At 29.5% G+C, this 13,598-nt stretch carries 11 protein-coding genes and 1 pseudogene; 10 read left to right on the top strand and 2 right to left on the bottom strand.

All coding sequences use genetic code 11. The features are described from left to right. Positions 1-144: 144 nt before the first annotated feature. Entirely contained in the window at positions 145-765 is a 621-nt protein-coding gene (lexA, locus tag AC2FB1_RS06050; protein ID WP_490674385.1) for a transcriptional repressor LexA, read from the bottom strand. Positions 766-908: 143 nt separating this feature from the next. Here lexA and sosA point away from each other — a divergent pair, with 143 nt between their 5' ends. The 9 genes and pseudogenes from sosA to AC2FB1_RS06005 all read left to right on the top strand — a co-directional run. After that, entirely contained in the window at positions 909-1,142 is a 234-nt protein-coding gene (gene sosA / locus AC2FB1_RS06045; RefSeq protein WP_490674384.1) for a DNA damage-induced cell division inhibitor SosA, read from the top strand. A 383-nt stretch (positions 1,143-1,525) separates the two neighbouring features. Beyond that, complete coding sequence (locus AC2FB1_RS06040; RefSeq protein ID WP_490674383.1) at positions 1,526-2,059, top strand: GNAT family N-acetyltransferase; 534 nt, start codon at positions 1,526-1,528, stop codon at positions 2,057-2,059. A 181-nt stretch (positions 2,060-2,240) separates the two neighbouring features. Next, on the top strand, positions 2,241-2,480 hold the full coding sequence (locus AC2FB1_RS06035) for a DUF896 domain-containing protein (RefSeq protein WP_490674382.1): 240 nt from the start codon (positions 2,241-2,243) through the stop codon (positions 2,478-2,480). A 101-nt stretch (positions 2,481-2,581) separates the two neighbouring features. Continuing rightward, positions 2,582-4,570: a transketolase gene (gene tkt, locus AC2FB1_RS06030; protein ID WP_490674381.1), complete on the top strand. Its 1,989-nt coding sequence runs from the start codon at positions 2,582-2,584 to the stop codon at positions 4,568-4,570. 233 nt (positions 4,571-4,803) lie between these two features. After that, positions 4,804-5,046 (top strand): YneF family protein, encoded by a 243-nt coding sequence (locus tag AC2FB1_RS06025; protein ID WP_037541068.1) that lies wholly within the window; start codon positions 4,804-4,806, stop codon positions 5,044-5,046. A gap of 132 nt (positions 5,047-5,178) precedes the next feature. Then, positions 5,179-5,646 (top strand): CcdC family protein, encoded by a 468-nt coding sequence (locus tag AC2FB1_RS06020; protein WP_490674380.1) that lies wholly within the window; start codon positions 5,179-5,181, stop codon positions 5,644-5,646. A gap of 163 nt (positions 5,647-5,809) precedes the next feature. After that, complete coding sequence (gene sbcD / locus AC2FB1_RS06015) at positions 5,810-6,934, top strand: exonuclease subunit SbcD (protein WP_490674379.1); 1,125 nt, start codon at positions 5,810-5,812, stop codon at positions 6,932-6,934. 1 nt (position 6,935) lies between these two features. Further along, entirely contained in the window at positions 6,936-9,971 is a 3,036-nt protein-coding gene (gene sbcC / locus AC2FB1_RS06010) for an exonuclease subunit SbcC (protein ID WP_490674378.1), read from the top strand. Positions 9,972-10,331: 360 nt separating this feature from the next. After that, positions 10,332-11,279, top strand: a pseudogene (locus AC2FB1_RS06005) (transposase); the annotation flags it as partial. A 6-nt stretch (positions 11,280-11,285) separates the two neighbouring features. Here the strand turns inward: AC2FB1_RS06005 and mscL are convergent. Further along, positions 11,286-11,639 (bottom strand): large conductance mechanosensitive channel protein MscL, encoded by a 354-nt coding sequence (gene mscL / locus AC2FB1_RS06000; protein ID WP_490674377.1) that lies wholly within the window; start codon positions 11,637-11,639, stop codon positions 11,286-11,288. A 215-nt stretch (positions 11,640-11,854) separates the two neighbouring features. Between mscL and AC2FB1_RS05995 the strand changes: the two genes are divergently transcribed. Then, positions 11,855-13,501 carry a glycine betaine uptake BCCT transporter gene (locus AC2FB1_RS05995; protein WP_490674376.1) on the top strand — a complete coding sequence of 549 codons (1,647 nt, stop codon included), beginning with the start codon at positions 11,855-11,857 and terminating at the stop codon, positions 13,499-13,501. Positions 13,502-13,598: the final 97 nt, after the last annotated feature.

The following is a 13,598-nucleotide window of genomic DNA, read 5'->3' as shown; positions in this document are numbered from 1 at the left end:
ACAAAGAAAAATAAGAAAAAAGACATACTTGATAAAGTAAAAGAGATTTTAAATAAAAAATAAAACTAGAAGCGGCTATGCGCTTCTAGTTTTTTATATATTAAACATATATAAGAGATTTTAACGTAACGAAAAAGATATAAACTACAATTCTCTATATAGACCAATGACTTTACCGATAACTGTTACATTATCTAAATATATAGGACTCATAGCACTATTTTCTGGTTGTAAACGATATCGATTTTTTTCTTTGAAAAAGCGTTTTACAGTAGCTTCATCATCTTCAGTCATTGCTACGATAATATCTCCATTTTCAGCAATAGTTTGGCTTCTAACAATAACTTTATCACCATCTAAGATACCTGCTTCAATCATACTTTCGCCAATAACATTTAAAATGAATACATCACTATTATGTGTAGACGTTAAATGTTCTGGTAATGGAAAGTATTCTTCTATATTTTCGACTGCGGTAATTGGAACTCCGGCTGTAACTTTACCGATAACAGGAACATAAATAGTTTCTTCTCTAGTCATGTCATTATTTTGATCACTAACAATTTCAATTGCTCTAGGCTTAGTAGGATCTCTTCTTATATAACCTTTTTCTTCTAGTCTAGATAAATGACCGTGAACTGTTGAACTTGAAGCAAGACCAACTGCTTCACCAATTTCTCTTACACTTGGCGGATAGCCCTTTGTTTGAACAACATGTTTAATATAGTCATAAATCTCACTTTGTCTTTTTGTTAATTCTCTCATATATAGGCACTCCCTAGATTTATTTTAATATAGTATAGCATTTTTTAAATTTTTAAACAAACATTTGTTCGCAATAGTCTTGACTAAGAACATCCGTTCTGTTAAACTTTATATACAAACAAATGTTCTAGGGGTGTAGTTAAATGTTTCGTAATCATACTAGTAATATCATTACAAATATAACTGTTCTAGTAGTATCTTGCATCGTTTTTTTGGTGTTTTTCATAAATTTATATCAGAACGCTCATATGGAACACACGTACGAAATCACTGATCATACTATCCCGAAAAAAGCGATTTTAAATGAGAATAATAAGAACGACGTTCAAGATAATACAGAACAAACAGACTATAAAGTGTTCGCATTAGTTAAATAAAGTTTGAGGATTATCAGTTTTTGTTTTTAATCAACATTAGAAAATTAAAATATATGAAAATACCGTGGATTTTAGTAAAATTTGCGGTATTTTATTATAATAATATACTTACATATTTTAGATGATGTCTTAGCATTCTAATATCTTTGAATTTACAATGATTAGCTGATAAATGTGTAAACTAAAAAATAATAGCATAATAGTTTGTTTTCTTTATCATAAAGAACAAGTCAATATTTAAGTTGAATATGGTGGACATGTTAAAATAGTAGAAAGTAGATTATATGACTATGAATGAATAATCTTTAGCTTTTATAAAAATGATTTGAATAGTTCATGTTAATACTATTTAGTCATTAAATTTAAAATGATAAGGTGAGATAGTGAATTTTATAATTAGAAAAGAAACAAAAGAAGATTATCAGTTTACTGAGCAAATTGTAAAAAAAGCATTTGAAAATGAACCATATAGTGATCAAGATGAACATAGTTTAGTTGCAAATTTGAGAAATTCAGATGCATTTATTCCTGATTTATCATTAGTTGCGCTATATAATGGAAAAATCATAGGTCATATATTGTTGTCTAAAATTTTTATTATCAATAATGAAAATAAAAAAGCATCATTAGCTTTGGCGCCTGTGTCTGTTTTACCGGAGTATCAAAATAGAGGTGTAGGTAAACGTTTAATAACAACTGCTTTAGATAAAGCAAGGTCGTTAAATTTTGGATCAGTAATTGTAATGGGACATTCAAATTATTATCCTAAATTTGGATTTAAAAAAGCATCTAAATGGGAGCTTAAAGCTCCGTTTGAAGTGCCAGATGAGTTTTTAATGGCTATTGAATTAAAAGAAAATGCATTAAAAATAGAGTCAGGTATAATTGAATATCCAGATGTATTTTTCAATAACTAGAAATAATAATAAGGTGAAAAGAAGTTAAAGATTTTAAGAAATGGGAATATAAACTATTATATTAAAAGTACTTTATTTTAGAATGAGAGAAATGATTCATATTTGATATTTTTATCTCTTATTTAGTTTTATTTAATAAGGTAATTGATGTTAATAAATTTAAAATAGGAAGAGTGATTATATGTCTGAAAATAATTTGAATATAGATAGAATTAATGAATTAGCTAAGAAGAAAAAAGAACAAGGTCTAACAGAAGCTGAGGCAAAAGAGCAATCTAAGTTACGTAAACAATATTTAGATTCTTTTAGAAAAGGTTTCAAACAACAAATTGAAAGCACAAAAGTTATTGATCCAGAAGGCAATGATGTAACGCCGGAGAAACTCAAAAAAATCCAAGAAAGTAAAAAGCATAATCAATAGTTAACTATATTTTAATCATTAAAATTATAATCTTATCATTTACTATATTTTTAAGTTATAATATAAAAAAGATGATTAATACTAGAAGGGAAGTATGTAAGATGTTTAATGAAAAAGATCAATTAGCTATTGATACGATTCGTGCACTAAGTATTGATGCGATTGAAGAAGCAAATTCGGGTCATCCTGGTCTGCCTATGGGAGCTGCACCAATGGCCTACACACTTTGGACTCGCCATTTAAACTTTAATCCACAATCTAAAGACTACTTTAACAGAGATAGATTTATTTTATCTGCAGGTCATGGCTCTGCTTTACTTTACAGTTTATTACATGTTTCTGGAAGCTTAGAATTAGAGGAATTAAAACAATTCAGACAATGGGGTTCTAAAACACCTGGTCATCCTGAGTTCCGTCATACTGATGGTGTTGAAGTCACAACAGGCCCATTAGGACAAGGATTTGCTATGTCTGTAGGAATGGCTTTAGCTGAAACTCATTTAGGTGGCAAATTTAATAAAGATGACATTAAAGTTGTAGATCACTATACTTACGTGTTAGCTTCAGATGGAGATTTAATGGAAGGTATTTCCCATGAAGCAGCTTCATTTGCTGGTCATAATCAATTAGATAAACTTATTGTCTTATACGACTCAAATGATATTTCACTTGATGGTGAACTTAACAAAGCTTTCTCTGAAGATGTAAAACAACGTTTTGAAAGTTACGGATGGAACCATATTTTAGTAAAAGATGGTAACAATTTAGAAGAAATTGATAATGCTATTACTAAAGCTAAACAACAAAATGGTCCTACTATGATTGAAGTTAAAACAATCATCGGTTATGGTGCGCCAAACGTTAGTGGTACAAATGGTGTTCACGGATCTCCACTTGGTGCGGATGAAAGAGAACTTACATTTGAAGCATATGGATTAGATCCAGAAAAACGTTTCAATGTTCCAGAAGAAGTATATGAAATTTTCCAAACAACAATGTTAAAACGTGCAAATGAGCATGAGGATGAGTGGAAAGAAAAATTAGAAACTTATGCAGAAAAATATCCAGAATTAGCTGAAGAATTTAAATTAGCAATTAGTGGTAAATTACCTAAAAATTATAAAGATGATTTACCGAAATTCGGCAGTGATCATAATGCAGCTACACGTGCGGATTCTGGAGGAATTATTCAAGCAATTAGCAAATCTGTTCCTTCATTCTTTGGTGGTTCTGCAGATTTAGCAGGATCTAATAAATCAAATGTTAAAGAAGCTAAAGATTACAATTCTAATACGCCAGAAGGTAAGAATATTTGGTTTGGTGTAAGAGAATTTGCTATGGGTGCAGCAGTAAATGGTATGGCAGCACATGGTGGCCTACATCCTTACGCTGCTACATTCTTTGTGTTTAGTGATTACTTAAAACCAGCATTACGTTTATCTGCAATTATGGGATTGAATGCAACATTTATCTTCACGCATGATTCAATAGCTGTAGGTGAAGATGGTCCAACGCACGAACCTATTGAACAGTTAGCAGGGCTAAGAGCTATTCCAAATATGAACGTAATTCGTCCAGCAGATGGTAATGAAACAAGAGTAGCGTGGGAAGTTGCATTAGAATCTGAACAAACTCCAACATCTTTAGTTCTAACTCGTCAAAATCTTCCTTATTTAGATGTAGACGAAGAAACTGTTGAAAAAGGTGTTCGTAAAGGTGCATATGTTGTATTTGAAACTGAAACTAAACCTGAATACCTATTGTTAGCAACGGGTTCAGAAGTAAGCTTAGCGATTGAAGCAGCAAAAGATTTAGATAAACAAGGTAAAGGTGTAAGAGTAGTTTCTATGCCAAACTGGTTCGCTTTTGAACAACAATCAGACGAGTATAAAGAATCAATTATTCCAAAAGAATTGACTAAACGTGTTGCAATTGAAATGGCTTCACCACTAGGCTGGCATAAATATGTAGGAACTGAAGGTAAAGTCATTGGAATTGATGGTTTTGGTGCCAGTGCACCTGGAGACTTAGTTGTTGAAAAATATGGCTTTACTAAAGAAAATATTTTAAATCAAATACGTACTTTTTAATATCATGATTTAGTCAACGTAGAGGGAGTAGGAAATGAATTCAAAATGAGGATTCTTACCTACTCTTTTTTATTATGTAAATATCACTTTATATGAAGTTGTTTACAAATATTAGTATTCGTACTAAACAGTTTGTTAATATAAAAGATAAGTGATTTTATTCTAAAACTAACTCTTGAAATCAAGATAGTTATTTAGTAAAATTCAGTAGGATATAGAAAGTGGGTGAAACAATGGCAACTTGGTTAGCAATTTTATTAATCATTGTAGCACTAATCATCGGACTAGTTGGTGGTTTCTTCTTAGCAAGAAAATATATGATGGACTATTTGAAAAAAAACCCACCTATCAATGAAGAAATGTTACGTATGATGATGATGCAAATGGGACAAAAACCGTCTCAAAAGAAAATCAATCAAATGATGACGATGATGAACAAAAACATGGATCAAAACATGAAGAGTTCAAAAAAATAATAGTTATTAAAGGATTGTATGCCATGAGGGTTTACAATCCTTTGTTTTTGTTGTAAAACATTTTTAGTTGGGGTATTTAAGGATTATAATAATATTAAAATTTTAGTTTTGTGAATATAAGAAGGTGTAAACTTGGCATATTTAGTTTTTTCGATAGTATTTGCATTGTTTATGGGGATTGCTGTTATAGTTATTCGTATGAAAGCACAAAAATTCCCTGTAAATGAAAAGAAAATCATTTTACCGCCTATTTTTATGTCAACAGGGGCATTGATGTATGTCATCCCATATTTTAGATTAACGGGATTTGAAATATTAGAATCTATTATTTTAGGTGTAGTATTTTCATCAGTGTTGATTTGGACAAGTCATTTTGAAGTTCAAGGTACTGAGATATATATGAAACGATCAAAAGCATTTCCAATCATTTTAATTTCTCTTTTAATTATTAGAACAATCATAAAAATATTTATTAGTAGTTCTATTGATCCAGGAGAAATTGGTGGTATGTTCTTTTTATTGGCGTTTAGTATGATTGTGCCTTGGCGTTTAGCCATGTTATATAAATATAAAAAAGTTAAAAAATCTCTAGTTTCATAATTGAGATTTAAAGTATTGGGTTATCTAAAAATAAATAGAATATATTAACATTTTGATATTAAATTGAATTGAAATTTAGAGCGAGTATATGAGTTCATTGGGAATTCAATCTCGCTCTTTTTTGAAAATTAATTATATTTCTTAAAAAAGTAAGGGGAATTTTATGAAGATTATACATACTGGAGATTGGCACTTAGGAAAGATACTTAATGGAAAACAATTTCTTGAAGATCAATCATTTATTTTAGCCAAATTTATTCAATGTTTAAAAAATGAACGACCAGATGTAGTTGTGATTTCTGGTGATATTTACGATACAACTTATCCAAGTAAAGAAACAATTCATCTTTTTGAAAATACTATTCGTACTATTAATATAGATATGAATATCCCTACTATTATTTCTAATGGTAATCACGATGGTAAAGAACGGTTAAATTATGGTGCTACATGGTTTGAACATTCAAAACTTTTTATTCGTACGAAGTTAAAAGATATGAATCAGCCTATTGTATTTGATGATGTGCATTTCTATGTACTTCCGTTTGCTACTATCAGTGAAGTAAAAGAATTTTTTGAAGATTCATCTATTCAAACCTATCAACAAGCAACGGAAAAATGTATTGATTATATAGCAAAAAATTTGAATGAAGAAAAAATAAATATTTTAATTGGTCATTTAACAATAAATGGGGGGAAAACGTCGGATTCAGAAAGACCTTTAACAATTGGAACTGTTGAAAGTGTTACTAAATCTTGCTTTAAAGTGTTTGATAAAGTGTTATTAGGACATTTGCATCATCCATTTAGTATTAAAGATGATATCATTGATTATTCTGGTTCATTATTACAGTATTCATTTTCAGAAGTAAACCAGCCTAAGGGGTATAAGCGCTTGATAATTAAAGATAAAAATGACCTATCAACAACGTTTGTTCAACTTAAACCTTTAAGAGAGCTTGAAGTGGTTGAGGGAGAATATAATGAAGTGATTCAAGGACATATTCAACCTAAAAATAAAGATAATTATATACATTTTAAACTTAAAAATATGTCGCATATTAGTGATCCAATGATCCATTTAAAACAAATATTCACAAATACTCTTGCGCTTAGCAATATAACTTTTGAAAAAGAGGGGTCTTTGCATCAGGCACAAATACAACGACAAGACGACCAAACCATTATTAAACAATTTTATAAGATGATTACAGATAATGAGATGACAAAGTATCAAGAAGAAAAAATGAATACACTAATAAATTTGGTATTGAACAAGGAGGACTAAAATGAAACCGGTAAAATTAACATTAAATAATTTTGGCCCATTTTTACATGAGACTATTGATTTTACTCAAATTAAAGATGATCAACTTTTTTTAATTAGTGGTAAAACAGGTTCAGGAAAAACCATGATATTTGATGCAATTGTATTTTCATTATTTGGAAAAGCTTCTACAGAAGGCAGAAGTGAAGCGGAATTAAGAAGTCATTTTGCAGAAGCGAAATCTCCTATGTGGGTTCAATATGAGTTTCAACTCAATGAAAAATATTTCAAAATTTTTCGCCAAGGTGCTTTTACTAAAGAAGGAAATACTAGTCAGACACCTGGGAAACTAGACGTGTATGAATATGATTCTGAAAGTAATACATACGAATTAAGAGAAAGTAAAATTAGCGCTGGAAATCAATATATTAAATCATTACTAGGAGTTAATGCTGAACAATTTAGACAGCTATTTATTCTTCCGCAAGGTGAATTTAAAAAATTCTTAGTATCTAAAAGTACGGATAAACAGGGGATATTAAGAACTTTATTTAATAGTATACGTTTTGAAGAAATTCAAAAACTTCTCCAAAATGAAGTGAAAGAAGAGAAAAAACAAATTGAAAAAAGATACAATCAAATAAAATTACTATGGGAAGATATCGAAGCATTTGATGATGAGCAATTAATTCAATTTAAACAAATTCACCATATGAAAACTCAAGAATTAATACAGACTATTCCAGACTTTAGAGCAATAGGTCATCAAATCGAAGAAAAAAGACTGCATCTAAAAAATGAACAAAACGAACAATTGCTTTCTATAACAAAACGTATTGATTTAAATAAAACGTTAGAACAACAACTGAGTGAATTGAAAGAATATCATCAATTAAAACATCAGTTAGATGAACAAATTGAGGACATAAGTGCATTAAAAGTAAAATTAAATCAATTAAATGATGCTAGCATGCTGTTTAATTTATATGATCAACAACGCTTTAAAGAAGAAAAATATCAAACAATAAAAACCAAAATAATAGAAACTGAAAATAAAATATTGCAATTAAATAATAAAATAAACATGCTGGAAGAAGAAAGTAAACAATTAGACAAGATGAGTGATTCATATCATTTAAAAAGTGAGAGTTTAGAACAATCGAAGCCCTTTTATAATTATTTGAATAAATATCAACAAGCGTTTAAAGAGCAAGAACATATTATTCATAACTATAATGAAATGATGAAAGAGCAAGAGAAATTGATTGATAAAGAACATAAAATGAGTAAATCCATTGATAGTTATAAAGTGGATAATAAAGCTATTGATGTGCTTACTGAAAAAATATATCAATTACAAAAGCAATTAGATGAACAACAGGTTTTAAAAAATAATTATGAAAAGCAAGTTTCATTAAAAGAACAATATCATCGACATTCAGAAGAGGTGCAAAATTTAAAAGAAGATATTGAAACACTTAATTATCAGTTAGAAACAATTGATAAACAAAATATTGACTTAAATGATAAACAAACCTTTATTACAGAAATACAATCAGCGTTACATATTGGTGATACATGTCCAATATGTGGAAATGAAATTGAATCTTTAAATCAGCATATTGATTTTGAAACAATTAATCAAAATCAACAATTGCTTAGTAATCTCTCTAATGAAATTAATGAAAAAAAACATCATTTAAGTAAAATTGAAACAACATGTGAATTGCTCTCTCGACAAATATCTGATTTAGGTGAGATAGTATATAAAAAGATTGATTTTGATCAACTCAAAGAAAAACTACAATATGCAAAGTCTAAAAAAGTACACTTACAAGAACAATTAGAAGAATTAGATAAATTAAAACAAAAATTTAATACATTACAACAACAAAAGCATCAACAAGAACTCAAAGTTGAGAAATTAGCTTCTCAAAAACATCAGAATCGAACTTTAATTCAAGATTTTGAAAAGGGGACAGGTTATTCAAATATTGAAACTTTTAAAACGAATTACCTTAGTCTTCAAAAAGAGGTTGATGAGTATTATCAACACGTGGATGATAGTAAAAAAAATATGCAATCATATCAAAATACTCTAACTTTAGAAAAAAATAATATTGATAACTATTTAGTCACAAGTAAAGAACTACAAAAAGAATTAGATTATTTTACAACAACATTTCAAAAAGAAATGAAACGATTAGGTTTAAAAAACGAAGATGAAATTAAAAAAATGAAGCATGAACTTCAAGATAAAGAAGAGATTGAAAAAAGAATTAATCACTTTGATAAGCAACAACATAAATATAGTGTTGAAATTGAACGTTTAACGCATCTCACAAGTGAAAAAAAGCTTGAAAATATAACTAATCTTGAAATACAAAAAAAACATATCGAAGAAAAATATAATCAGTGTGTTAATGACGTTGCCTCAATACAATATAAAATTAAGAAGAATGATGAAAAATTTGAAAAAATTGAAGAACATATTCACTATTTAGATGAAGAATTGAAAGAACAACAACAAATTTTTAATTTATCTGAAGTTTTATCAGGAAAGAATCAACAAAAATTATCCCTTGAAAACTATGTATTAATTTATTATTTAGAAAGAATTATATATCAAGCGAATATTAGATTAGATATAATGAGCGGTCGAAGATATCAGCTTAAACGAAGTGAATCAGTATCACAAGGATATAGTGGATTAGAAATCGAGGTATTTGATTTATATTCTAATAAGTCAAGACATATTAGTTCACTATCTGGAGGCGAAACGTTTCAGGCATCACTTGCTTTAGCATTAGGATTAAGTGAAGTCGTACAACAAGAATCTGGGGGAATTACGTTAGAATCAATGTTTATTGATGAAGGATTTGGAACACTTGATCAAGAAACTCTAGAAACCTCTCTTGATACATTATTAAATTTAAAAATTTCTGGACGTATGGTGGGTATTATCTCTCATGTGAGTGAATTAAAACAACGAATCCCATTAATACTCGAAGTAAATACCAATCAATATCAAAGCTCCACAAAATTTAAATGGAAATAATAATTAAGGCAGTTTAATAAAAGTCATTTTAAATTCATTGTCCGACTCTATCTTGTGTTGAACGTAGATTTTCTCTATAAAATTCTCTTTACTAAGGACACCATAGAATTGAAAAAAGATTGGTATAAGTACATTTTCAATTCAATCATCGATTGCCAATATATTAAAAATGAGGCTAGAACATAATTTCTAGCAAAATAGCCAGTAAATGAGTGTATTATAAATTCATTTACTGGCGTCTTTATTTACAATACTACGTATTGTTGGCACGCTTCCTTAGGGGATAGCTTCAGCCTGTAGTCATTAGCTTGTCCTATTCCCACAAGAGTCTCGCCAAAATATTTTGTATTTATATGTAAAAAAGAAGAAATAGATTTGATTGGTAGTCATTTGGATAAAGAAATCGAAGATTTAAATCAACATATCGATAATGAAAAATGTACTAAAATAAGAAAACAAATACGGCTCAAAAGAACTAAAATTAAACAATACAAAAAGCAAATTAATGATTACTCTGGGCGAAAGCATAAATACGACGTCCCAAAATCTATTTTAAAGGATAGAAATAGTTATTCTAAAACAGACCATGATGCTACATTTATGAGAATGAAAGAAGATCATATGAAAAATTGACAACTCAAACCAGGATATCATTTACAAATAGCGACAAATTCTCAATTTATTTTATCTTATAGTGTGTATCAAAATCCGACTGATACAAGAACGATGCTACCATTTTTAAATTCAATTCAAAAGATCTACGGTCATTTACCTGAATATATTGTAGCTGACGAAGATTATGGTAGCAAACCCAACTATTAAGCGATTGGGTTTTAAAAGATATGCCTATCGTCATGATAAATATGGATTTAAGAGAGACTTCAAATTATATGAATGTGATGATTGTTCAGAATGTCTTCTGAAACACCAATGCATGAAATTCAATTCAAAAACGAATAAAAAAATAATGAAAAATTATAATTGGGAATATTTTAAAGCCCAAATTAATAAAAAGCTTTCAGAACCAAAAACAAAAACCATCTACAGTCAAAGAAAAATTGATGTGGAGCCTGTTTTTGGATTTATGAAGGCTATTTTGGGTTTCACTCGAATGTCCGTTCGAGGGATAAATAAAGCCAAAAGAGAACTAGGATTTGTATTAATGGCACTTAATATAAGAAAAGTAGCAGCTCGACGAGCTGAAAATAATCAAAAAAATTATAAAAAAGACAATTTCTATATTATTCAATAGAAATTGTCTTTTTCCACTTATCCAGAAACTTTATGTCCCAGCCTCTCATTTTATAGTTTTAGTTATTTGTTTTTTAAAAGATCACGAATTTCTGTAAGTAATACTGTATTTGTATCGATTTCTTCTTCTGGTTCTTCTTTTCTCATAATTGTATTCGCAATTTTAACGAAAATAAATAATGCAAAAGCGACGATAATAAAATCAATGATTGATTGAATAAAGAGACCGTATTTAATACCCCAGAGTTGCCACTCTTTAGCAAAATCTACTGAACCAAAGAGTTTACCTATTAATGGCATAATAATATAAGTAACTAAAGATGATACGATTTTATTAAATGCAGCTCCCATGACTACAGCAATCGCTAAATCTAAAACATTTCCTTTAAATGCAAATTCTTTAAACTCTTTCAGCATAATATTCTCCTTCATATTTAAAAATTATAAAATATATTATACAAAAAATAAATAAATTAGTAAATATTTAAATTAATGAAATTTGATTAAAAATAGAACGTTTGTTATCCTATAAAGTAGCTTTTTGAAAAATAAATTAATTATAAATTATATATAATTGATTATTTTTTCTGTTCTGTAAAAATTTAATAGAGTGAAGGGAGTTATTATTAGTTATGAATTCTTCTTCTGAAACAAGTAAAAAAGGAAAGAAGTTTTCCTCAGTATTTATCTATAGTTCTATTATTGTAGCGATTATTGTAATAATTGGGGCTTTTCTTCCAGAACAATTCAATTCAATTACTAGTTCAATAAGTGGATGGATTACTGATAAACTTGGTTGGTATTATTTGATACTAACTACAATTATTGTGTTCTTTTGTATCTTTTTAATTTTTAGTCCGATTGGAAAATTGAAATTGGGTAAACCAGAGGACAAGCCAGAATTTAACACACTTTCTTGGTTTGCTATGCTCTTTAGTGCTGGTATGGGAATCGGTTTAGTATTCTATGGTGCAGCAGAACCAATGTCTCATTTTGCAGCGCCTCCTACAGCAGATCCGAAGACAACTCAAGCTTTTACTGAGTCACTTCGTTCTACTTTTTTCCATTGGGGCTTTCATGCTTGGGCAGTTTATGGTGTCGTAGCACTTGCTTTGGCCTATGCTCAATTTAGAAAAGGAGAACCTGGACTAATTTCTAGAACATTACGTCCATTACTTGGAAATAAAGTAGAAGGTCCAATTGGTACTATAATAGATGTATTATCTGTATTCGCCACTGTCGTTGGTGTAGCGGTATCATTAGGTATGGGAGCACTACAAATTAACGGTGGTTTAAACTATTTATTCGGCGTGCCTAATAATGTTTGGGTACAATCTATCATCATCGTTGTAGTAACAATTCTATTCATTGCAAGTGCTTGGTCTGGTTTAAGTAAAGGTATCCAATATCTAAGTAATGCAAATATTGGATTAGGTACAATATTAATGATTGTTGCTTTAATCGTAGGACCAACTGTTTTAATTTTAAATATGTTTACAAGTTCAATTGGTAGCTTGTTTAATACATTCTTATTTAATAGTTTTGATACAGCAGCTCTAAATCCCCAAAAAAGAGAATGGATGTCATCATGGACACTTTATTATTGGGGTTGGTGGCTAAGTTGGAGTCCATTCGTAGGTGTATTTATTGCCCGTGTATCTAAAGGACGTTCAATTCGCGAATTTATTTCAGGTGTATTACTTGTTCCAGCTTTAGTAAGTTTCTTATGGTTCAGTGTATTTGGCGTATTAGGTATTGAAACTGGTAAAAAACACCCTGAGCTATTCAAGATGTCAGCAGAAACTCAACTCTTTGGTGTATTTAATCATTTACCTTTAGGAATAGTATTATCACTTGTTGCACTTGTATTAATCGGTTCATTCTTTATCACATCAGCCGATTCAGCAACATTTGTATTAGGTATGCAAACATCATATGGCTCATTAGAACCATCTAATGTGGTTAAAGTAACTTGGGGTATTGCTCAATCACTTATTGCTTTTATTTTAATATTAGCAGGTGGAGGAAATGGTGCAGAAGCTTTAGGTGCGCTTCAAAGTGCTGCAATTATTAGTGCATTACCATTCTCCTTTGTAGTTATATTGATGATGATTAGTTTCTATAAAGATGCTAACCAAGAACGTAAGTTCCTCGGTTTAACGTTACAACCAAATAAACATCGACTAAAAGAATATATTGAATATCAACAAAAAGACTATGAATCTGATATTTTAGAAAAACGTAAAAATAGACGCAATGCTGAAAAAGCAGAACAATAATTAAAAAAGGACCTTGAAAATGGCACTGAACCCTTAAAATGGGAACTTAATAAAAACACTATGTTCTAGGCTGCTAATTCTCTGTATTTTACAGGGG

The sequence above is a fragment of the Staphylococcus sp. CoH_129_LAB_1 genome (assembly GCF_058191515.1).
The sequence above is the reverse complement of the archived record's forward strand: the minus strand, read 5'-3'. Positions and strand labels throughout refer to the sequence as shown.

Coding starts and splice junctions, on each gene's coding strand:
- lexA (WP_490674385.1), bottom strand. CDS start 765: ATGAGAGAATTAACAAAAAGACAAAGTGAGATTTATGACTATATTAAA.
- AC2FB1_RS06025 (WP_037541068.1), top strand. CDS start 4,804: ATGGCAACTTGGTTAGCAATTTTATTAATCATTGTAGCACTAATCATC.
- sbcD (WP_490674379.1), top strand. CDS start 5,810: ATGAAGATTATACATACTGGAGATTGGCACTTAGGAAAGATACTTAAT.
- tkt (WP_490674381.1), top strand. CDS start 2,582: ATGTTTAATGAAAAAGATCAATTAGCTATTGATACGATTCGTGCACTA.
- sosA (WP_490674384.1), top strand. CDS start 909: ATGTTTCGTAATCATACTAGTAATATCATTACAAATATAACTGTTCTA.
- mscL (WP_490674377.1), bottom strand. CDS start 11,639: ATGCTGAAAGAGTTTAAAGAATTTGCATTTAAAGGAAATGTTTTAGAT.
- AC2FB1_RS05995 (WP_490674376.1), top strand. CDS start 11,855: ATGAATTCTTCTTCTGAAACAAGTAAAAAAGGAAAGAAGTTTTCCTCA.
- sbcC (WP_490674378.1), top strand. CDS start 6,936: ATGAAACCGGTAAAATTAACATTAAATAATTTTGGCCCATTTTTACAT.
- AC2FB1_RS06035 (WP_490674382.1), top strand. CDS start 2,241: ATGTCTGAAAATAATTTGAATATAGATAGAATTAATGAATTAGCTAAG.